General features: G+C 40.0%; 24 protein-coding genes. 11 read left to right on the top strand and 13 right to left on the bottom strand.

The genetic code is table 11. The annotated features are described in order from the left end of the window. The 3 genes from traM to P1X15_RS26925 form a co-directional block, all read left to right on the top strand. Positions 1-491 (top strand): conjugative transposon protein TraM (traM, locus tag P1X15_RS26935; protein ID WP_277341237.1); only part of this gene is annotated, 491 nt, incomplete at its 5' end. Between the two features lie 14 nt (positions 492-505). Continuing rightward, positions 506-1,450, top strand: coding sequence for a conjugative transposon protein TraN (traN, locus tag P1X15_RS26930; RefSeq protein ID WP_277341236.1), 945 nt, complete (start codon positions 506-508; stop codon positions 1,448-1,450). A 21-nt stretch (positions 1,451-1,471) separates the two neighbouring features. Next, positions 1,472-2,035 carry a conjugal transfer protein TraO gene (locus P1X15_RS26925; RefSeq protein WP_277341235.1) on the top strand — a complete coding sequence of 188 codons (564 nt, stop codon included), beginning with the start codon at positions 1,472-1,474 and terminating at the stop codon, positions 2,033-2,035. 107 nt (positions 2,036-2,142) lie between these two features. Here the strand turns inward: P1X15_RS26925 and P1X15_RS26920 are convergent, their stop codons facing one another. The 4 genes from P1X15_RS26920 to P1X15_RS26905 form a co-directional block, all read right to left on the bottom strand. Then, complete coding sequence (locus tag P1X15_RS26920; protein WP_277341234.1) at positions 2,143-2,985, bottom strand: HipA domain-containing protein; 843 nt, start codon at positions 2,983-2,985, stop codon at positions 2,143-2,145. Between the two features lie 89 nt (positions 2,986-3,074). Next, on the bottom strand, positions 3,075-3,404 hold the full coding sequence (locus P1X15_RS26915; protein WP_277341233.1) for a HipA N-terminal domain-containing protein: 330 nt from the start codon (positions 3,402-3,404) through the stop codon (positions 3,075-3,077). After that, positions 3,397-3,609, bottom strand: a complete 213-nt coding sequence (locus tag P1X15_RS26910) for a helix-turn-helix transcriptional regulator (RefSeq protein WP_277341232.1) — start codon at positions 3,607-3,609, stop codon at positions 3,397-3,399. The genes P1X15_RS26915 and P1X15_RS26910 overlap by 8 nt, the downstream gene beginning before the upstream one ends. A 114-nt stretch (positions 3,610-3,723) precedes the next feature. Further along, positions 3,724-4,014: a hypothetical protein gene (locus P1X15_RS26905; RefSeq protein ID WP_277341231.1), complete on the bottom strand. Its 291-nt coding sequence runs from the start codon at positions 4,012-4,014 to the stop codon at positions 3,724-3,726. Between the two features lie 179 nt (positions 4,015-4,193). Between P1X15_RS26905 and P1X15_RS26900 the strand changes: the two genes are divergently transcribed. After that, a complete protein-coding gene (locus tag P1X15_RS26900) occupies positions 4,194-4,727 on the top strand; it encodes a hypothetical protein (protein WP_277341230.1) in 534 nt (177 codons plus the stop codon). Beyond that, positions 4,702-5,406, top strand: coding sequence for a hypothetical protein (locus tag P1X15_RS26895; protein ID WP_277341229.1), 705 nt, complete (start codon positions 4,702-4,704; stop codon positions 5,404-5,406). The genes P1X15_RS26900 and P1X15_RS26895 overlap by 26 nt, the downstream gene beginning before the upstream one ends. Positions 5,407-5,410: 4 nt before the next feature. On the opposite strand, the gene P1X15_RS26890 is transcribed toward P1X15_RS26895, so the two are convergent. Further along, on the bottom strand, positions 5,411-6,025 hold the full coding sequence (locus tag P1X15_RS26890) for a relaxase/mobilization nuclease domain-containing protein (RefSeq protein ID WP_277341228.1): 615 nt from the start codon (positions 6,023-6,025) through the stop codon (positions 5,411-5,413). Next, a complete protein-coding gene (locus P1X15_RS26885) occupies positions 6,022-6,456 on the bottom strand; it encodes a plasmid mobilization protein (protein WP_277341227.1) in 435 nt (144 codons plus the stop codon). The genes P1X15_RS26890 and P1X15_RS26885 overlap by 4 nt, the downstream gene beginning before the upstream one ends. A gap of 156 nt (positions 6,457-6,612) precedes the next feature. Here P1X15_RS26885 and P1X15_RS26880 point away from each other — a divergent pair, with 156 nt between their 5' ends. Genes P1X15_RS26880 through P1X15_RS26870 form a run of 3 tightly spaced genes read left to right on the top strand, consistent with a single transcriptional unit; the run spans position 6,613 to position 8,306 of the window. Further along, positions 6,613-7,437 carry a ParA family protein gene (locus P1X15_RS26880; protein ID WP_277341226.1) on the top strand — a complete coding sequence of 275 codons (825 nt, stop codon included), beginning with the start codon at positions 6,613-6,615 and terminating at the stop codon, positions 7,435-7,437. Between the two features lie 6 nt (positions 7,438-7,443). Next, positions 7,444-7,827, top strand: coding sequence for a hypothetical protein (locus P1X15_RS26875; protein ID WP_277341225.1), 384 nt, complete (start codon positions 7,444-7,446; stop codon positions 7,825-7,827). Next, entirely contained in the window at positions 7,824-8,306 is a 483-nt protein-coding gene (locus P1X15_RS26870) for a hypothetical protein (protein ID WP_277341224.1), read from the top strand. The genes P1X15_RS26875 and P1X15_RS26870 overlap by 4 nt, the downstream gene beginning before the upstream one ends. A gap of 112 nt (positions 8,307-8,418) precedes the next feature. On the opposite strand, the gene P1X15_RS26865 is transcribed toward P1X15_RS26870, so the two are convergent. The 5 genes from P1X15_RS26865 to P1X15_RS26845 form a co-directional block, all read right to left on the bottom strand. Further along, positions 8,419-8,973, bottom strand: a complete 555-nt coding sequence (locus P1X15_RS26865) for a hypothetical protein (RefSeq protein ID WP_277341223.1) — start codon at positions 8,971-8,973, stop codon at positions 8,419-8,421. Positions 8,974-9,193: 220 nt separating this feature from the next. Continuing rightward, a complete protein-coding gene (locus P1X15_RS26860) occupies positions 9,194-9,991 on the bottom strand; it encodes a hypothetical protein (RefSeq protein ID WP_277341222.1) in 798 nt (265 codons plus the stop codon). A 650-nt stretch (positions 9,992-10,641) separates the two neighbouring features. Continuing rightward, complete coding sequence (locus P1X15_RS26855; RefSeq protein WP_277341221.1) at positions 10,642-10,797, bottom strand: hypothetical protein; 156 nt, start codon at positions 10,795-10,797, stop codon at positions 10,642-10,644. Between the two features lie 64 nt (positions 10,798-10,861). Beyond that, positions 10,862-11,344 carry a hypothetical protein gene (locus P1X15_RS26850; protein ID WP_183979889.1) on the bottom strand — a complete coding sequence of 161 codons (483 nt, stop codon included), beginning with the start codon at positions 11,342-11,344 and terminating at the stop codon, positions 10,862-10,864. A 230-nt stretch (positions 11,345-11,574) separates the two neighbouring features. After that, positions 11,575-12,576, bottom strand: a complete 1,002-nt coding sequence (locus P1X15_RS26845) for a hypothetical protein (protein WP_277341220.1) — start codon at positions 12,574-12,576, stop codon at positions 11,575-11,577. 867 nt (positions 12,577-13,443) lie between these two features. Here P1X15_RS26845 and P1X15_RS26840 point away from each other — a divergent pair. The 3 genes from P1X15_RS26840 to P1X15_RS26830 all read left to right on the top strand — a co-directional run bounded on the left by P1X15_RS26840 (position 13,444) and on the right by P1X15_RS26830 (position 17,178). Then, entirely contained in the window at positions 13,444-14,634 is a 1,191-nt protein-coding gene (locus P1X15_RS26840) for a replication initiation protein (protein ID WP_277341219.1), read from the top strand. Between the two features lie 93 nt (positions 14,635-14,727). Continuing rightward, entirely contained in the window at positions 14,728-16,944 is a 2,217-nt protein-coding gene (locus P1X15_RS26835) for a cation-translocating P-type ATPase (RefSeq protein WP_277341239.1), read from the top strand. 24 nt (positions 16,945-16,968) lie between these two features. Next, positions 16,969-17,178: a heavy-metal-associated domain-containing protein gene (locus P1X15_RS26830; RefSeq protein ID WP_277341218.1), complete on the top strand. Its 210-nt coding sequence runs from the start codon at positions 16,969-16,971 to the stop codon at positions 17,176-17,178. 28 nt (positions 17,179-17,206) lie between these two features. Here P1X15_RS26830 and P1X15_RS26825 read toward each other — a convergent pair whose 3' ends face one another. Together P1X15_RS26825 and P1X15_RS26820 are read right to left on the bottom strand one after the other, a co-directional pair. After that, positions 17,207-18,433: a porin gene (locus P1X15_RS26825; protein WP_277341217.1), complete on the bottom strand. Its 1,227-nt coding sequence runs from the start codon at positions 18,431-18,433 to the stop codon at positions 17,207-17,209. Between the two features lie 3 nt (positions 18,434-18,436). Continuing rightward, positions 18,437-18,886 carry a ubiquinol-cytochrome c reductase iron-sulfur subunit gene (locus P1X15_RS26820; RefSeq protein ID WP_277341216.1) on the bottom strand — a complete coding sequence of 150 codons (450 nt, stop codon included), beginning with the start codon at positions 18,884-18,886 and terminating at the stop codon, positions 18,437-18,439. Between the last annotated feature and the right edge of the window lies 1 nt (position 18,887).

Raw genomic sequence — 18,887 nt, 5'->3', positions numbered from 1 at the left:
AAAATGGAAGTACCCTAAAAATTCGATTGACTGAAACCGTACAATTGCTGTTAAATAGTGAACGAGTAACTTTACCTGTTCACACACTTCTGGCAGGAACTTGTCAGATTAACGGAGAAAGGATTAGTGTTACAATCATTAGCATTAGACTCGGCGTCACCCTCTATCAAACCAATCTCACGGTATATGACTTGGATGGCCGTGCAGGGCTTTATGTTCCTAAAATTCGAGAGAAAAACATCATCGCCAATAGTTTGGGGCAATCAGCACAAACAGCAGTAGCTTCACCTTCTTTCTTTATTCAGCAAGGCAGTTTAGGACAACAGGTAGGTACACAAATGGCCTTACAAGCTGGGAATTCGATTTTTTCGGGCGTGAGAGCATACGCCCAAGCGAAAATTGCGAATGTGAAAGTAACCGTAAAACCCAATTACAAAATCTTACTCAAACCCACCGAACGGGGTAGTTCGTTCGGAACAATCAACGAATAACAAACTATCTTGATATGAAAATATTTTTCTATCCGACAGTATTTGTCGGTCTCAGCTTGTCACTTTCAAGTTATGCCCAGAAAGAAGGTGTTTCAATCGCCAATCCAATACTGACGCAATCAGTGAATAGCACGCCTTATATTTTACCAATTGATAAAGGCTCAGTAAAAGGAAGTTACCCAATTGGAGTTTCCAATCGAAAAACAATACACATCATTTTCCCTGCCAAAATCAGAGAATTTGACGCTGGTACAGGCGATGTAATTGCCCAAATTCCCGAAACAGTACCGAATATACTGCGTGTAAAAGCCAAAGAAAAAGCCGATTTCTGCGAAACTAATATGACGGTTATTACGGAAGAAGGCGGTTTTTACAGTTTCTTGGTTCGTTTTCAAGAAGACCCCGAAATCTTAAACATCAACATAGCCAATAATTTGTTAGCCGACAATTTTACGTCTGACCAAAAAGGAATGAACCACAGTCCTATTATTTCATTCGTGGATAAACCCAATGAGAAAAACGAAAACGAGATACTAACCGAATGTCAGAAGGTTCAGAAGCTGACTTCGTACATTAGAAACATCGGTGCTTCTAAGATGAAACTGACCTGCTTGCTCACGAGCCTGTACGTGAAAAATAAAACGATTTACTTTCAATTGAACGTTAGAAACGATTCTGAGATTGATTACGAAATTGATTTTTTTAAGTTTTATCTGAGAGACAAAGACGTACTCAAACGCATGGCAGCCCAAGAAGTAGAAATAAAACCTTTCGCCAATTATCCTAAAACTTTGACTACCATCCGCAGTAATACCGAGTACACCACAGTGTATGCCCTCCCCTTGCGAACTTTCCCAGAAGATAAAGTAATTGAAGTAGAGCTGTACGAAAAAGACGGCGGTCGCCACTTGCGTTTCCAAGTAGAAAGCGACATCATGCTACAAGCTAAGAATCTATAATCCTTTGATTTTGAGTTAAAAATGAAGAATACTAAACTATCAAAATATCTTTCTATTCAAATAGTTGCTGTTTGGCTCGTCTTTGGGCTTGCAGCAAATGCTCAAAACCACTTAAAAGGGCAACGGTTTTTTGAAGGTTATTTGGGAACAGTGGACGGTTTTCGCCCCCTTAGTGGTGCCCAAATACTGCTTTCAACTGGAAAATACAACCGCCATTACAACGCCTGGAAATCCACTGCAAGTTACCAACGTAAAACCTCCGCATTAGTTGATTCAACCAATATCCCACAAGAACAATTTATCTTGGGATATGGCTACGAATTCATCTTACACCGCAATGCCACCCGTACCTTTTTTGTGCGGGGATTGGCTCAACCCTTTGCAGGTTATGAGTCCATCAACCATGACCAAGTTATTTCTGAAACCGCAATGCAGCGTTCCACGTTTCTGGTAGGCTTGGACGCTGGCCTCGAAGTGGAAATAAATCCCGTTGTTTTCGGTTTCCGCCAACGATGGAACCCTACATCATCAGTACAAGCGTTTCACTCAACGGTGTTTGTGGGAGTGAGGTGGCATGGGAGGTGAGCAACTTCACCCTGTTCTATGGGTAGTGTTTTGTGAAATTTAATTGTGCCGAATTCCTATTTAAACAACTAAATATTAAAATATCTTTCTATCTAAATACTTAACTATTATATCCTTTCAATCCTCCCCATCAACACCTTAGCATATTCCGCCTTCATCTCATCCGGCAAAAAACTCTGCCCAATCAGCTCTAACATGGCAGTTTGTTTCTTTACAAACTTAGCATAAACCCGTTCGGAAGATTTGGCAGGAATACCCAACTTTGCAGCTAATTCATCAAAATCGGCTCGTTTGAGTCGGTTTTTCTTGCCGTTTATGGTTAAAGCTGATTCTTCCAGGTCTTCGGGCATAGCCAATTTAGTAGAAACCAAATCGTAGGCGGGAGATAGAGCCACCTCTCCATCGTCAAACCGAATCAGCGAGAAGTTTTTCAGGTGCATATCAGCATTACCCGTGAGAAAACAAAAAACGACCAACTCAAATAGAGCCAACGCATCCAAACCTTTATTGGTAGCATAGGTACGAATCGTCTTACCCACTTTTTCAATGGAGCCTCGGTATTTATGTTCGGTGAGGGTTTCGGTCAGTTGGCATAAATCCTCTATGTGGATTTTTTTGTCCTTTTGTCGGTCAAAGCGTTTGGTCAAATATGCCAATTTACCCGATTGCAATCGAATTAGTGTATGTTCTGCTGTTTTGATGCCGCATAGAGCTGCCAATTTCATGGTCAAATCTTCGTTTTCGGGTAGAGCTTCAAAGTGGTCAGTTGGTGGTTTGAGGATATAATTTCCCCACAACCCCACCACCGTCAGGCGACTTGTTTGGGCATCTACTCTTTCTAAATCTAACGAGAGTTTGGGCTGCACACCAGTTACAGCTACGCTACGAATGATGAGTCGTCGGGCCATTTCTCGCAAATCATCAGGAGTCAAATGGAGAATCGGCGGCATAGGTGTCCCAAAGAATTTCTTGCAGCATTTGACGTGGAAGTCTTGCTCAGGCTCACTCAAAGGCTGATAACAATAAAGGCAGCATTGGTTCATGGCTCACTATTTTCTATTTTCTTCACACTTACTGCCCCAAGGCAATCTTGACAAACTGTCAGTAATAGTCCCATTCGGTCTCGTGGGTTGAGCTTCCAATTTTGAATGGCAATCTCCAACAACCAACCCTCGGGAATCAATCCGTCAAAAAATGGAAATAGCATCTTGCTTTTATAGGGTGCTTCCCTCAGCGGTAAAGTTAAGCTCACAGGCAGGTAATTATTTTTCAAATAGGCTGCTTCATACGTGAATACATACCCATCTTCTTCTTCGCTAATGATTCCTGCCAATTGGTCTTGGTAATAAACCGCTCCACTCCTATTCATGACTTACCTCCTTTCTGACGGGTCCTACTTCACACCCAAACAAATCCAAAACTTGATTTATTTTGTCAAGCCGTAAGGTTTGTTTTCCTTGTTCGAGTTCTCGTACAAAGCGAAGCCCTACGCCTGATTTTTCAGCTAAATCCACTTGGGTCAGTTTTAAAGACTTGCGTTTGTCCTTTACAAATTGGGCAATAAGACTTTTCATTTATACCTGTTCGGGGTTATTTCATTAGTATTCAATTGTTTTATACCTGTTCGGGTACGAATATAGGAAATAATACTTGATTTATACCCGAATGGGTGCAAAATATTTTTAATCCTATTCTACACAAGGCATAATTCCCAAGCCCCCGCCCTCTTCCCAACAAGGTGAGCCGTAGTATTCATCCATCGCCAAGGTGAACAAGGCATCTTTTTCGGCCTCGCTCCTAAGCTGCCAACTTGGTAGTTCGTCCCATTCATCACAAAGTCTTATTTGCCACAAATACCCTGTTGTATCAAAAATCTGATACACATCTGCCGATTGCTGTTGTACTCTAACCAATCGAAACCCCAATGCTTCGGCTCGTCTTTTGGGGGATTGTTCAATGGGTAAAGTTGTTGTTTCCATTAGAAATAGTTAGCTATTTTAATATCTAAATATACAGATAGTAAGCTATTTTGTCAAAAATAGAGGATTTAATAGGTGATTTTTTTATCCAATGGATTAGCATTTTTGATTTGAAAATGACTGAGTTACGACAATAATGTTTATTTTTGTTCGCATATCGCAATTTGCGAACAACGAACATGAAAAAGCACAATGGGATGCGACCGCTTGATATAGTGGTTCTATCAAAAATTATTGCTTACGGGCATCACGAGTGGAAAATTCGTAATTTGTCAAATGATTTAGGGATTAGTTTGTCCGAAATCAGTGAATCACTCAATCGCTCCATGATTGGTGGTTTGATTGATAATGAGAAAAGGCAGGTTTTTAGAAATAACCTGTTGGATTTTTTGCAACATGGCGTAAAATATGTGTTTCCCGCCGTACCTGGTCCCTTATCAATAGGTACGCCAACGGCACACTCTGCCCCGTTTTTCCAAGCCCAGTTTATCTCAAATGAAGCGTTTGTTTGGCCTAATCCTGATGGAAATATTCGAGGTCAAGTTATTGAACCATTGTACGTTTCAGTAGCTAATGCGGTTAAAAATGACCTTATTTTATACGAAATATTAGCGGCCATTGATATATTGAGAATTGGAAGACCCCGTGAAATCAAATTAGCAAATCAAGCACTTAAAACCCTTTTCGATGCATCCGTACAATCAGCATATTAACATACTGCGGATTAAAGCCGTAGCCACGGCTTTACAAGAACTCAATGAAAATGTAGTCTTTGTCGGTGGCGCCACTGTTGCCCTCTACGCTGATGTACAAAAATCAGTAGAAATTAGGCCAACAAACGACGTTGATGTGGTTATTGAACTCGCTTCTTACAAAAATTATGGAGATCTGGATGAACGACTTCGTTCAATCGGCTTCCAAAATGATGTTGAATCAGGTGTAATTTGTCGGTACAAAGTCCAAGGAATCATTGTTGATGTGATGCCAACTACAACCAATATACTTGGGTTTAGTAACCGTTGGTATGTAGATGGTTTCAAAAATGCGATTGATCATGAGCTTTTTGATGGCTTCTCTGTGAAAATTTTTAATTCCGCTTACTTCATTGCCACAAAATTAGAAGCACACAAGATGCGAGGTGGGAATGACTTTCGGACCAGTACTGATTTTGAGGATATCGTCTTTATCCTTGACAATTGCTCCACAATAAGTAATGATTTATACAGTATTTCTGACGATTTGAGCCAATATTTAAAAGTAGAATTCACAAGACTTCTAAAACATCCAGACATTAAAGAAGGCATCTATGCTCATATTGAACCTCGGTTTGCAGCCCACCGCAGTATGAAAATTTTAGAAATGCTGGAATCTTTCGTGAACAGCTTTGGGTGAAACCCTAACCTACTCGAATCTGTCTTTTTGTTATCACCTCTGGCGCATCCTCTGTCTTTTGCTGTTCCTTCCAAATTACCCGCTTCATTTGAGTGGTTGATGTAAGCTCATACAATTGTTCTACTTCCTGACAAAAACGACCCATTTCTAAAAAATTGAAGCGAGTTTTTGCCGTATTTTTCCCATCTAAACTGATTCTGTTAGCAATGATGTGAAAATGGTCATGGTCTTTGTCAGCATGGCGAAAAGCAACGAGTTGGTTGTTTTCCATGCCAAAACGCTGCGCAAACAACTGACAAATCTCAGCCATCGTTTCGGTATTGATTTTCTCGCCAACGGGAAACGAAAAAACTTGGTGCCAAACGGGTTTCTCAATACGATGATTTAAGTTAGCGGTACGCTGCATCCGTTCTGCCATTTTTTCAAGATTCAGAAGAGTCTTATTAGCTCCTTTTTCCTGTCTTAAATTATTAACCGTTGAAACAGGTACTTGCTGAAAATAGACCAATTCACCCCTTACTTGTGAACGGTCAAGGCTTAGATTGGGACGGGTGGCGTAATAACAGTATTCCAATGTCCCCAAGAAGCTCGTTCCGATAGAGGCTACTTTTCCAATCATAAGGTTTCTTCCAGATAGTCATAAGTACGCTGAACGATATTAGATACCTGCAAAGTCGTCTGTTTTATCTCAGCCGAAATAGCCTTTTCATGGCTGACTTTGTGACTCAATTGCAACATCGTTCCTGATAACTTTTCAAGGTTTTTAAGCAAAGCAAGTACGTCCGTTGGTAACGATTGTTGCACAGGTAAGTACGCCTTACTTTGCATACTGCATTGCCTCAAAAAGTCAGCCTTATTCAGGTTACTTGCTTTACTTTGTTTACTCAATAAGTCCCATTCAGCCTCCGTAAATCGCACGGTTAGTCGCCTGTTCCTTACTTTTGTTTCATCTTTTTTAGGGCGACCATTGGATGGTATTTTTGATTTTTTGTGCTTGGATTTTACCCCTTCGTCTATTATCTCTACCCTTTTTTTGTCTGCCAAAAACATAACTTGCTTATTCTGATTTTAACCTTTAAAGTTTCCCCTTCATTCCTAAGTTCTTTCCTCTCTATCGAACCTATTTTCGAGGTATTCCAATTCAAAAACAATATTAAATAAACTATTTTATTTATTTTAGCAACTTTAATATAATTTACTAAATTTATGTCAGCCCAAATCATTTGTGTACATACCTCCAAAGGCGGAACGGGCAAATCTACCATCACGACTATTTTATCGTCTTACTTAACTTACGAATTGAGTAAACGAGTCTTGGTGATTGATGCTGATGCTCCACAATTTTCAATTGACAGCTTGCGCCATCGGGAACAAACCATTTACCAAAATATCAGCCAAAAATGTCAGGATTTTGATGAGGTAAAAAAAGCTCTTTTTGCCTCTCAGCTTTCAGTAGCCGACCAAGCCATTTATGAACGGTATCGCCACAATCAACAACGCAGCATTACTGATTTTTATCCGATTTACACTGTTGAACAATCGGAATTAGATGAATTGAACATTGAGAAAATCAGTGATTCCTACGACTATGTTTTCTTTGATTTAGGGGGTAGGTTTGATGAAAGTATTGTTCGTACACTCCGTTTCGCCGATTTGGTTCTTGTTCCCTTTACCACGCAAAACATTGACGTGATGGCCTCACTGGAATATTGTCTGACCTTGGCCGACCACGTAAAGCAAGGTCATCTTTCCGATTCAACCCAGTTTTGCTGTTTTTGGAATAAATATAAGTTCACGTTTCAGAAAAAAGCGGCACTCATTGAATCGCAATTGAAAACCAAGTTTGCTGCTAAGGGCATTTCTTTTGACTTTCTCGAAACTCGACTGAATGATGCTGATTCTGGCTTCGACCGTGCCAAGATGTGGACAACCATTTCGTCTCCTATTCTATTCAAAGGTGGCCAGTACCTCAATGGCATAGCACGGTTTACCGAAGAAGTTATTAAGCTATCTAATTATCAAAATAATTAAATATCCATGCCACAACTACCCGAAACACTCAAAATAGGATTGCCCAAACAAAAGGTTGCAGAAAGCCAAATCCCTTCTTCCATCTCAGAAATGGACTTCGACGACGAAACCCTCAATCGGCGAGTATCTACTTACCAAACGAGTATAAAACCAAAACCTCAGCTCGCAGTAAAGGTAAAAACCGAAAAGGTATTTCACATCGGACTAAAATTGGATGAGCAATTTCGTTCAGAGTGGTTACAACTCAAATACTCGTTGGCTCTGCGGCACGGTGTGGAGATTTCGATGCAGAAATATATTGAATTCCTTCATGCCAAGGCTGTTGAAAAAAGCAGATCTGATGATTTTTTGGCAGAAATGGCAGGTTATTTTCAAGCCAAAACCCAATGATGTTACAAATCTCGTTGAGTTTATACTTAGTCAGTGCCATATTAGTTATCGTAATCTGGGCGGCTCTGCTCTTGGGCTTTTTCAAAGTATCAAAACGGACTAAGGAAAAAAGACCCATTCCCGAAACCTTCACATTCTTTCAACCCAAACAAGGCGGTTCGTTCAAAAATACGGGAGATTTAATCGTTAGCTCACGGTTAGATGACTTAGATACTAAAATAGTTTCCTATCAAAATAGCTTAATGGGCGATAAATTAAAAACAGCACCTTTGCCTATCGAAGAACATTCCGAGTTCGCAAGTGATGATTCAGAACAGCATTTTGCGCTATTTTCTAATGAGGAGATTCAAGCCTCGGTAAGCCAAGCGCAACAAACCTTGGAAGAAATTATTACCAAGCGTAAAGAACGAAAAGCTGAGTTATTTGAATTTGAGCAGCTATTGGAAGCCATCGAAGAGGAGGATAAAATAGTTGAGTAGTTTTCTATTTAGATATTTTATTATTCGGTTATTAGCATTTACCCCCTGATTCCCGCTGCAAAGAGCCTCTTTTTCAGAGGCTCAACCAAATCGCTTGGGGCTTCGATTTGGCTTATTTTTTCAATCGAAATAACCGAGCGTCGAAACGATACCCCAACGAAACAAGCGCATAACTTTTCTGAGCCAGTGATAAGGGACTAACTCGGTAACGAAAACCAACAACAATTGGCCCTTTTTCGGCTTCTGCATTTCCTTCGATACCAGCAACAAAACGGGATTGCTTCCCTTCGACTACAAACCCTAATACCTGGTACTCGCTCAATTTTTTCTCATGTCCACCAAAAACGGACAAACCCCAAAAGCCAGACACGCCACTTTGCAATTCAAGGACTTTTTTCCTTATCCCTACACCAGCTAATACTTGACGGGTCGTATTGTCGCCAATCAATTTGGTCGAGTTGAACCATACCCGTATATCTCGATTAGGGTTTAGGTTATCTTTCAATCCTAATCGAAAGCCATACATATTGCCAGTAGGGTGAAGTCCCAAGCCCATGGTGGCCTCTACATTTGATATAGTAAAGCGCTTAGTTGAATCTGTTTGAGCCAGAATCGGAAAAGAAAAGACGAGAGAAATAAGCGAAATTTTGAGTAGTAAATTTTTCATTTTACGATTGATTAAAGATGAAACAAAGTGCTAATCACTGCCCCATTTTGAGTGATTAGCTTACTATAAAGATACTTTAATATTTAGATATTTTTATATTTAACCTGACAATCAACATATTAACTAAAACTTATTACTACCATTTGTTTTACATTCGCTTTTACCCCTTGATTCCCAACCAACGAAGGTCAAAGCTGTTAAGCCTTGCCTTCGTGTTAGTTTACTTTCTTGACAATTTCTTAGTATTGGATTTTGAAACGGTTTGTACTTCCTCAACAGGTATTGTCTCAACTACTGATACAGGTTCGTTTGTAGCTCCCTCTTTGGGCGGCTCAACGAGAGGTAGGCCATAGATAAGGTGCTTTGGAAACCAATCAGATAGGAAGGTAGTCACGGTATTTTGCAGGGTAACAGCCCCATACACGTTGTAAGCTCGTGCCACGTCTCGCCCCAACTTCCGAAAAGCTAAATCACCTTCTTCAAATTGAAAAGTAGCGGCAAAGTAGTTACCCTTTTGCGTTTTACCATCAGGTAGGGTTATCTCATAATCCTTCTTTTCGGCTTTGAGAACAAATTTCAAGTCTTCAAATTTCTTACGCTGATAGACTATTTTTTCACGGGCTTCTTTGAAATTAATGGCACTCGTGTTATTGAACATGATCGTGCTTACACACAAGTCAGCGTCCAAAAAGAAGAACTCAACCCACTGTGTGCTTTCTTTACGGTCGAATAACCCACCGTTAAAAAGTCGCCATGCAAAAGGCTGAAAAGTAAAATCAGTGCCTAAATCTTCTTTCCCGTCCAGATTGAAACGCCCTGTTTTTCCATCAAAGCGGTATATCTTGGGTCTTCCTTCAATGTAAACGATTTTTGGTTCGAGGGTTTCCTCGCCTGTGTCTTCATCAACTAATGTTTCAAATAAGTTAGGGAACAATTCTTGAAGGGATCTTTGAGTTCCGTTTACAGTTAAAGCCGTTGAAACTGTGGTAGTTTCGGGAGAAATTACGGTTGCTGACATGGTAAAATTGATTAAAGTGAAAGAATAATTTGTATTTGATTACTTATCAAAAATACGTTTTTTAAAGCATAAGAAAAATAATTTACTACTGATAATCAATTAGTTACCAAACTTCTAACTACCATTCGATTAGGCGGTTATAGTTTTCCCCATGATTGCGCTTAGGTCAAAGACTTTCGAGCCCAACAACTGCGTTAAGTAGAGGCTGTGTGCGTGTTTGGCTTGAATGTCTTTGGTGCGTTTTGCCTTCAAAATGTGTTCAAAGCGAAGCTGAACTTATTTTGAAGGCTTTCCCCTTGCTTATGCTTGGGTCAAAGGTTTTCAAATCAGACAATTGGCTTGTGTAGGAGCTTCGTGTATGTCTGATTTGGAGGGCTTTGTCGTGATTTTTCCCCCTGATTGCGCTTGGGTCAAAGATTTTCAAGCCAGACAACTGCGTTGAGTAGGGGCTATGTGCGTGTTTGGCTTGAATGTCTTTGGTGCGTTTTGCCTTCAAAATGTGTTCAAAGCGAAGCTGAACTTATTTTAAAGGCTTCCCCTTGATTCCTTGACTGGGCAGCGTATGAAGTTGGCGAACCCATGCCTTTATACGTTACCGAGGAGTAACCCAGTATTTTGGTATTAAAATATAAAAATATCTAAATAGGAAACTACAAAAACTCAATCTCAGATTCAAAAACCAAAAAGGATAAATCAGGATTGATGTCTGGTACGAATTCAAAATCGGGTGTGGCTCTCTGGTTATCAATCAGGATTTGTTTTTGATTGGTAATCACCTTTCCAATAAGTCCTTTTCTGAGAATCATATCAATGGTATGACAAATAACAGCCCGACGGTATCGGGCTGTTTGTGAGATTGAGCAAGATGCTTTAATCAACGATTTCACGGCTATACCCAAATTTTTGAATCTTACTGGCTGGATGAATGGTGAATCGAAAAGTCCCGTCTTCGTCATAGAGCTGTACAGGCGTTTTAGATTTCTCGGCTTTCTGGGCGTATTGTTCAATCAACGCCACGTCATCCTTCAAGCGTTTATAATCAGGCGTTGCCGAGTAATCGTAGCGGGTCGAAGTAGCTTTTCGAGTAAAAGCCAATCCATAAGCAGCGGGAATTTTTTCGGGATAACGATCTAATTCGTCTTGTAAAGTTTGAGCAATTTTTTCACGGGCTTGCTTGGCAATGTATTCAATTCGGTAGAGCCATGACTCAGCAAGTACAGGATTAACTTCACCGCTTTCAACCTTTTCAGCAATAGCAGTGGCAAATTCTTCCAGCTTACTTTTGCCGAAATGAATCAATTCTAATTGGAATTCCTTTTTCAAAAGGGTAGGTACACGTTTTGTCTTTCTCATTGGATTGTAGTTTATTATCTTGATATAAAGATACTTAAATACTAAAATATCTACCTTATTATCAAGAAGTTAGCATCAACTTCTAATCACCTATTGTTTTGTATTGTCAATTTCCCCATGATTCCCGATTTTAGTAGCTTGATTTTACAAGCTACTGTTTTGAAGTGTTAGAGAACCGAAAAAAATGCAATTATTTTCATATCAAGATAGGTAAATATTAAAATATCTTATTAGTTAAGATACGTTGTTAGCAAACCATGAAAAACCCTTTCATCAGCATAGAATCTGTCTTGAACGCTCATAGAAGTAGCTTGATTAAAGAGCGAATGATTAACCGCATTGTAGAGCAGCCAAACGTTGGAGGAACTTTGCAACATTCCTTGCTCTAATTCCATTCGTTCTAAGGCTGCCGAAATTAATTTCTTAGGAATTCCAACCTTTCGAACTATTTCGGTCGCTTCTTCCAAGTTTGTTACTTGCAAATCTGTCATTAAGTTGTACACTTGTGAAGTACTACTTTCTTTTTTGATTTGGGAAAAGTCGCCGACCAAGCCCACCAAAAACTGTTGGAACTTGTCTAAGTTAATGCCTTTGTGCGAGAAAATCCGAAGGAATTGTTCTTCATCTTTCTGCTCAAACCGTTCTTCCAAACCTTTTACCTTGGCATTAGCTGGCATCCCGTTTGTGAGCCAATGCAAATACTCATCCAACGAAATAAACTCATCAGCCCAACCCATCATTCCATTTGAGCAAATTTGACGATAATAAGAGACCCTCATAACAGCACTTTTTATACCTCGCATCTCATGCCCTTGGATAGTAAACGGCGTTTTCCCGTTGTAGGAGTTTGTAAAGGTCAATTGCTTGCGAATCGTGTCGTTACCAATTTTGCCAATCACCAGCGAATCGGGCAGTACAATTCCAATCGAAAACTCACCTTGTGAGCTGTACCGAATGCTAAGTTCATAGTCAACGCCTAAACACTCGTCAGCAACAGATTTAATCAGAGAATTAGGAATCAAAGAATAGCTTTTGCTCTGAATAGCGAAAACTTGGTTACTACCGTCTGTTTTTTGGCCTACAATCGCTCGTTGGCGGTCAGTCGCTACAACATGATAGTTTTCGGGCAAAAGTCCTTCTAAGGCTACGGTTTCAACTGGAAAGCAGATTTTGTCCCAAGTTGAAGTGTGGGACAATAGGTTTTTACTGGCATTTTTTGATGCTGTTTTCATTGTGATAAGCGTTTAAGTGTTTGTTTACGATTCAAAAATACGAACGAACTCTGATTGAAAAAAGCACTTAAATAACTGTAAATCACTTATTTATCCCTTTGTTTGTGGTTCAAAATTACCCCTTTGGTTCTCTTTTAGAGAATGTATATTCATTCATGTCGAGCAATAAATAATTTTGTTTATTATATCAAATTGAAGCGTTGTTGTCTTTAAAGTCAATTAAAAGTAACTAAATGCTTAGTTTATATGACATCCTTTTAAGAAATTTTTCTTTTCCCCATTGATTCAAAAAAATAAAAGAACAAAAAAATCAAAATACCTTTTTTATATAGTTTTTTAAAGAAGGTTTTTAAATGCTTTTATATAATAGTTTTTTAGAAGCCCCCAAAATGAATGTAACTATTTGATTTTAAACATTTTGTGAAATAGTAAATGTATATTCATTCATGTGAAAATGTATATTGAGTCATGTATAAATGTATATCCATTCATGTATAAATGTATATTGAGTCATGTATACATGTATATCCATTCATGTATAAACTCCAAACTGATAAAATGTATATTCATTCATGTGTGGATAAGTATTTATTGTACTGATAAACAAAGAGTTAAATGATTTTTATTGTTGATAACTCAGCATAAAATGTATATCCATTCATGTAAAACCATGGTAGCCAATTCTAAAAAATGAATACTGATGTAAGTTAATATACATTTTTGGCAATAATGTATAGCTATTCATTACTGAATAATGGTTAATTACTTGATAATCAATATACTTAAAAAATGATAATGTAAATGAATTTTGAGTACATTTACTTTTTTCCTATGTTTGCTTGAATTCTAAACCTTGACTGACCCCTAATGGCAAAGAAGACCAATTCAGAATACATTGAAGACTTGCAGAATAATTCTGATGTGGTCATTCTGAATAATCCCATAGCAACTCCTACCTTTATACGTCAGTTATCAAAAAGTAAAAAAGCTGAAATCAACGAAGTATATACTCCCAAGTTATTCTACGAAATTGCTTCTCGCTTAAAACCCTCTGACTTGGAGAATCTGAGTCGTAATACAAACATTGTATTAACACTTGAAATTAAAGACTTTTTAAAGAGCATCCAAACCACCAACACATCGGGCTATTCGTACTTGATTGACTCCATCAAGATGTTACAGACTACGCTTGTGGAATGGATAGAAGGCCGAGAGACCATCATAGTACCCATTATTTCACAGAGTGTACATAAGCACGACTCGGGGAAAATAGATCTATACATCTCGCATGACTTAGCGAAGCAGATTTTGCAGGTAAAGGAAACCGAGAATTTTAGCTTCTTCAAGAAAAATGTATTTGCCCTACAAACGACTCGCTCTATTAAGTTATTCCCTTTTTTTAGTAGTTGGAAAAATTATGGTCGTCCCATCGACGTAGATTTGAAATCATTCAAGGAAAAATTGGGCTTCAATAAAGCGGTATATTCCCGTTTTTCGTCCTTAAAGAAGCATGTAATCGACCCAGCCATTCACGAGATAAACGAAAAAACCGACTTGTTTGTAAAATATGAATTGTTGGGTAACAACTTGGAATCTAAAAAACCACGAGTAACGGGCATACGGTTTTGGGTATGGGAAAAGAAAAACGTGAAGGCCCTGGAAGAAAAGAAAGCCAAGCAGGGTAGGGGAGACGTAATCACGGACGTGGATAAGTACATAGAACAAGTAACAACCGACTATAAAACTCGATTACGCAAACATGCAGACGAATTTTATGACCGCCTCTTGGGTAATGCAGCTAATAAGACTCATTATGGAGAATTGGTTGCCAAATTTCAAGGCACGGCCTTAATCAATCAGTTTAATATGGTAACAGATGTGGAATGGATGATGAAAGAATTCTTTCGCATGTTTCCTTACCACGCTGAATCAATGCGTTCGCTAACAGGTATCCGTTCTTACCTTGAAAATACGGAGCAAGAATCTAAACAGCGAGGATTTTTACTCTATTTTGAATTGGATGAAGGGTTTGGATTGAAAGTTACAAAGGCTGTTTAGCTTTTTCCGAAAATCATATAAACCATTCCGAAAATCTTGTAACAGCTCACTCACTGGTGAGCTTTACTTTTGCAGTATCAAATCTGTAAGATGATGGAAATAATAACTGAAAAGAAAGAACGGCAAATTATAGTGCCCGTCATAGGAATGACCTGTGCTGCCTGTGCGAGTAGCGTTGAAAGTGTGTTGAGCCAACAGCAGGGTGTGTTGGAATGTGTCGTAAATTTTGCCAACGAATCAGTTCAAATAGCTTTTGACCCTTACCAAACAACACCTGAGAATCTCAAAAAATCGCTCCAAGCGGTTGGCTATGACTTAATTCTGGACATTGAAAAAGCCTCAGAAAAACAAGAAGAAATCAAAGCCAATCAGTATGAAAAGCTCAAAACAAACGTAATTTGGGCAGGAACACTGACTTTGCCCGTGGTTGTCATTGGAATGTTTTTCATGGATATGCCTTATGCCAATTGGCTAATGATGCTGTTGACTACACCTGTCTTGGTGGTATTCGGACGAAGTTTTTTTATCAACGCTTTGAAACAAGCCCGCTATCGGAAAGCGAACATGGACACGCTTGTAGCGCTGAGTACGGGTATTGCTTTTCTGTTTAGCCTTTTCAATACTATATATCCTGATTTTTGGCATAGACAGGGCTTACATGCTCACGTATATTACGAGGCGGCAGCGGTAGTGATTGTGTTTATTATGTTGGGTAAATTATTGGAGGAAAGAGCCAAAGCCAACACCTCCTCTACCATTAAAAAGCTTATGGGATTGCAACCCCGTACAGTTTGGGTCATCGAAAACGGCGAAGAACGAGAAATCCAGATTAGTGAAGTACGGGTGGGAGACCGAATCATTGTGAAGCCAGGTGATAAGGTAGCCGTGGACGGAAAAGTAATATTGGGTAAGTCATTTGTGGATGAGAGTATGATTTCGGGAGAACCGATTCCTGTTGAAAAAAGTAAAGGACATCGAGTCTATGCAGGCACCATCAATCAGCAGGGAAGTTTTCGTGTTATTGCCGAAAAAGTTGGGAGCGAAACATTGCTGGCGCAAATCATAATCATGGTACAGCACGCTCAGGGCAGCAAAGCACCGATCCAAAAACTTACCGATAAAATTGCAGGTATTTTTGTACCAGTAGTGATAAGTATTGCGTTGGTAACGCTACTGGTTTGGATTCTATTAGGTGGAGATAATGCCACTACACAAGGACTTTTAGCCGCTGTCACAGTACTGGTCATTGCTTGCCCCTGTGCCTTGGGTTTGGCCACACCTACGGCCATTATGGTGGGGGTAGGCAAAGGGGCAGAAAACGGGATTTTGATAAAAGATGCTGAAAGTTTGGAATTGGCACATCGCATCAATGCGGTGGTCTTAGACAAAACAGGAACAATTACAGAAGGCAAACCAACGGTAAGTAACAGTATTTGGACAATAGAAAGCCTGTTGCTAAAAGAAATTGCCTACTCAATAGAGAGTCAATCATCTCATCCATTAGCCGAAGCTGTTGTCAAACACATGAAGTTGGAAGGTGTAAAAGCTGTCCCTGTACAACACTTCGAGAGCATAACGGGTAAAGGTGTTAAAGCGCTTGTAGAGGGTCAAACATACTACATGGGTAGCCCCGTTTGGATGAATGAACTCAGTATTCTTTCGCATGATTTACCTATTATTCAGTGGCAATCGGAGGCCAAAACGGTAATTGTTTTTGCCGATAAACGGCAAATTTTGGCAGTATTTGGCATTACTGACCCCATAAAATCTACCTCATTGCAAGCCGTTGAGTCACTTCAATCAGCAGGAATAGAGGTGTTTATGCTCACGGGTGACAACGTTTTTACGGCTCAGAAAGTAGCAGAATCAGTGGGTATTCAGCATTTCAAAGCACAAGTATTACCCTTCGATAAAGCAGCTTTTGTAGCAGAATTACAACAACAAGGCAAGATAGTAGCCATGGTTGGCGATGGTATCAACGACTCTCATGCCCTTGCCCAAGCGGATGTGAGTATCGCTATGGGAAAAGGATCTGATATTGCGATGGACGTAGCAAAAATGACGCTTATTTCGAGTGATTTGCAGAAAATCCCCCAAGCCATTCGGCTTTCTAAATGGACGGTAGCGGCTATTCACCAAAACCTCTTTTGGGCGTTTATCTATAACCTCATTGGCATACCACTGGCAGCGGGGATACTGTACCCCATCAATGGATTTTTGCTTAATCCGATGATTGCAGGAGGGGCGATGGCACTGAGTTCAGTATCGGTGGTGGCCAATAGTTTACGATTAAAAATGAAAAAAATGTAGTTTAACATAAACCAAATCCTTAAAATGGAAACCTTGCAATTCAAAACCAATATCAACTGCGGCGGCTGTGTAGCCAAAGTAACACCTTTTCTGAACCAGTTGGAAGAAGTAGAAAGCTGGAAAGTAGATACCAACAATCCCGACAAAATCCTGACCGTTTCGGGCGAAGAAGTTAGCTGTGAACTTATTCAGCGAACGGTGGAACAGGCAGGTTTTAAGATTGAACAGATATGAAAAAGGGGCGAGTAACCGCCCCTTTGATTTAGAAATAACTCGAAATTCCTAACTGAAATGCCCCAGTTTTGGCGGGAGGGTTTCCCAGAATATCCCATTGACGTTGGATACGATAATTGAACCGAATTACGGTAGAGGGAATAGGTCGCCAACTGATGGCGGGCATTACAGAAAAAAGTTCATCATAGATTTTTGTGCCTGTTTCGGCAAACGTACCAACGTTCCAATCCACTCGTTCTACCCTACAGGCTACATTGAATGTAGAGTTCGGAAAGCCCCACAGTGGTTTTTTAAAAACGGGTTGTACAATGTCCACAAATCCACCGCTTTGTTTACTTCCGAATTGGGTGGCGTGGGTAGAGGGTACGTTTACGTTAATCCACGCCCATTCTGCTGTAATAAAGGTTTTGAGTTTGGGGAGTGTGGTATTGACGTCAATAGCAAATGCGCCCAACGCTCGTTTTTCGTCCAATATCAACCCATCGTCTTGAAATTTGTTATACACACCTGTCATGTACGAGAGACCGATTTCACCGATTTTTCGATTGCGAATAGCGACTTTACCCGTAAAAAGTGGTTGTCCATTGCTACTTTCTTCAAAACGGTCACGATTGGCCTTGACAGCGGGTAGTGAGGTTCGTCCGTCTTCGTTGGCGATGATGTCGTCGTTGAAACCATTGGTAAGATAGGCTTCGTAGGCGAAGACCCACTGTTTGGAGTATTTTTTGCCATAAATGCCCATACCGACATTGCTAAACGTAGCTGGAAGCATTTGCGTTGCCGAAATAGGTCGGTCGTTGAACTCCCAACGAGGACCATCGTGATTTTGGTTAAAAGCTCCGATGGGATTCATAATAATACCCCCCCGCAGGTTGAACAAGTTAGCAAATTGAAAATCGACGGCCGCAAACTCAATGTTGATTTCTTTGGTACCGTCTTCAAATTCAAGTTCGGACATAAACTTGATTTTGCGGTGCAGACTACCGCCAAAAAACAAGGTCATACGCCGCATCTGGAACGATAGACCCTCGCTTATGCCGTCAGTAGCGGCATAATTTGTGTTTAATTCTGCATAGCCACCCACGCCCAGCGGGGTACGACCTACTTGTAAAAACGGGCGATTATAGACTGCATCCATGTTCATTTTGGTCGAATCTACCTTTGTGTTTCGCCGCAATAAGGTGGTGTCAATCTGGGCTGTTGCACTCAAAAACCCGCTCAGCATGACTAATAGTATTAAGTATTGTTTTTGCATGGTTTAGCTCAGTAAAATGTAAATATTATCTTTGTCAGATTTCACCGAAAAAGTTCGCAACGGGTCTTCGGCTGGCCCTTGAGTTACGTTGCCTTTGCTGTCAAACTCACTACCGTGGCCTTCACACACCAAGTAGTTACCTTGGGGTTGTACTTCGTTACCTTGGTGGGTACATTCCAAATACACGGCACTGTATTGGTCTTCTGCAAGTCGAAAAATAGCAACTGGAAAGGCTAATTTCTCGTACTTGGCTACCACGACATTGCGCATATTCGACGTAGCTTGCCCTTTTTTCATTTCGATAAACTCACTTTTTTTGACAACTAAGCTGTTCTGTTGCAATTGAACTTGTTGGGCATAATACGTTGAACTACACCCTTGTAGTAACGTAGCTACTGCACTACCGCCGAGGCAAGCCAAACAGCTTGTGCGGATAAAATTTCTTCTTTGCATG

This window comes from Runella sp. MFBS21, from assembly GCF_029433105.1.
In the GTDB taxonomy this organism is placed as follows: Bacteria; Bacteroidota; Bacteroidia; order Cytophagales; family Spirosomataceae; genus Runella.
Note: the sequence above shows the minus strand (reverse complement) of the source record. Positions and strands in the feature narration are given on the sequence as shown.

Excerpts from the sequence above, each read along its gene's own strand:
- traN (WP_277341236.1), top strand. The coding sequence starts at position 506 with ATGAAAATATTTTTCTATCCGACAGTATTTGTCGGTCTCAGCTTGTCA.
- P1X15_RS26925 (WP_277341235.1), top strand. The coding sequence starts at position 1,472 with ATGAAGAATACTAAACTATCAAAATATCTTTCTATTCAAATAGTTGCT.
- P1X15_RS26920 (WP_277341234.1), bottom strand. The coding sequence starts at position 2,985 with ATGCCGCCGATTCTCCATTTGACTCCTGATGATTTGCGAGAAATGGCC.
- P1X15_RS26915 (WP_277341233.1), bottom strand. The coding sequence starts at position 3,404 with ATGAATAGGAGTGGAGCGGTTTATTACCAAGACCAATTGGCAGGAATC.
- P1X15_RS26910 (WP_277341232.1), bottom strand. The coding sequence starts at position 3,609 with ATGAAAAGTCTTATTGCCCAATTTGTAAAGGACAAACGCAAGTCTTTA.
- P1X15_RS26905 (WP_277341231.1), bottom strand. The coding sequence starts at position 4,014 with ATGGAAACAACAACTTTACCCATTGAACAATCCCCCAAAAGACGAGCC.
- P1X15_RS26900 (WP_277341230.1), top strand. The coding sequence starts at position 4,194 with ATGAAAAAGCACAATGGGATGCGACCGCTTGATATAGTGGTTCTATCA.
- P1X15_RS26895 (WP_277341229.1), top strand. The coding sequence starts at position 4,702 with ATGCATCCGTACAATCAGCATATTAACATACTGCGGATTAAAGCCGTA.
- P1X15_RS26890 (WP_277341228.1), bottom strand. The coding sequence starts at position 6,025 with ATGATTGGAAAAGTAGCCTCTATCGGAACGAGCTTCTTGGGGACATTG.
- P1X15_RS26885 (WP_277341227.1), bottom strand. The coding sequence starts at position 6,456 with ATGTTTTTGGCAGACAAAAAAAGGGTAGAGATAATAGACGAAGGGGTA.
- P1X15_RS26880 (WP_277341226.1), top strand. The coding sequence starts at position 6,613 with ATGTCAGCCCAAATCATTTGTGTACATACCTCCAAAGGCGGAACGGGC.
- P1X15_RS26875 (WP_277341225.1), top strand. The coding sequence starts at position 7,444 with ATGCCACAACTACCCGAAACACTCAAAATAGGATTGCCCAAACAAAAG.
- P1X15_RS26870 (WP_277341224.1), top strand. The coding sequence starts at position 7,824 with ATGATGTTACAAATCTCGTTGAGTTTATACTTAGTCAGTGCCATATTA.
- P1X15_RS26865 (WP_277341223.1), bottom strand. The coding sequence starts at position 8,973 with ATGAAAAATTTACTACTCAAAATTTCGCTTATTTCTCTCGTCTTTTCT.
- P1X15_RS26860 (WP_277341222.1), bottom strand. The coding sequence starts at position 9,991 with ATGTCAGCAACCGTAATTTCTCCCGAAACTACCACAGTTTCAACGGCT.
- P1X15_RS26855 (WP_277341221.1), bottom strand. The coding sequence starts at position 10,797 with ATGATTCTCAGAAAAGGACTTATTGGAAAGGTGATTACCAATCAAAAA.
- P1X15_RS26850 (WP_183979889.1), bottom strand. The coding sequence starts at position 11,344 with ATGAGAAAGACAAAACGTGTACCTACCCTTTTGAAAAAGGAATTCCAA.
- P1X15_RS26845 (WP_277341220.1), bottom strand. The coding sequence starts at position 12,576 with ATGAAAACAGCATCAAAAAATGCCAGTAAAAACCTATTGTCCCACACT.
- P1X15_RS26840 (WP_277341219.1), top strand. The coding sequence starts at position 13,444 with ATGGCAAAGAAGACCAATTCAGAATACATTGAAGACTTGCAGAATAAT.
- P1X15_RS26835 (WP_277341239.1), top strand. The coding sequence starts at position 14,728 with ATGGAAATAATAACTGAAAAGAAAGAACGGCAAATTATAGTGCCCGTC.
- P1X15_RS26830 (WP_277341218.1), top strand. The coding sequence starts at position 16,969 with ATGGAAACCTTGCAATTCAAAACCAATATCAACTGCGGCGGCTGTGTA.
- P1X15_RS26825 (WP_277341217.1), bottom strand. The coding sequence starts at position 18,433 with ATGCAAAAACAATACTTAATACTATTAGTCATGCTGAGCGGGTTTTTG.
- P1X15_RS26820 (WP_277341216.1), bottom strand. The coding sequence starts at position 18,886 with ATGCAAAGAAGAAATTTTATCCGCACAAGCTGTTTGGCTTGCCTCGGC.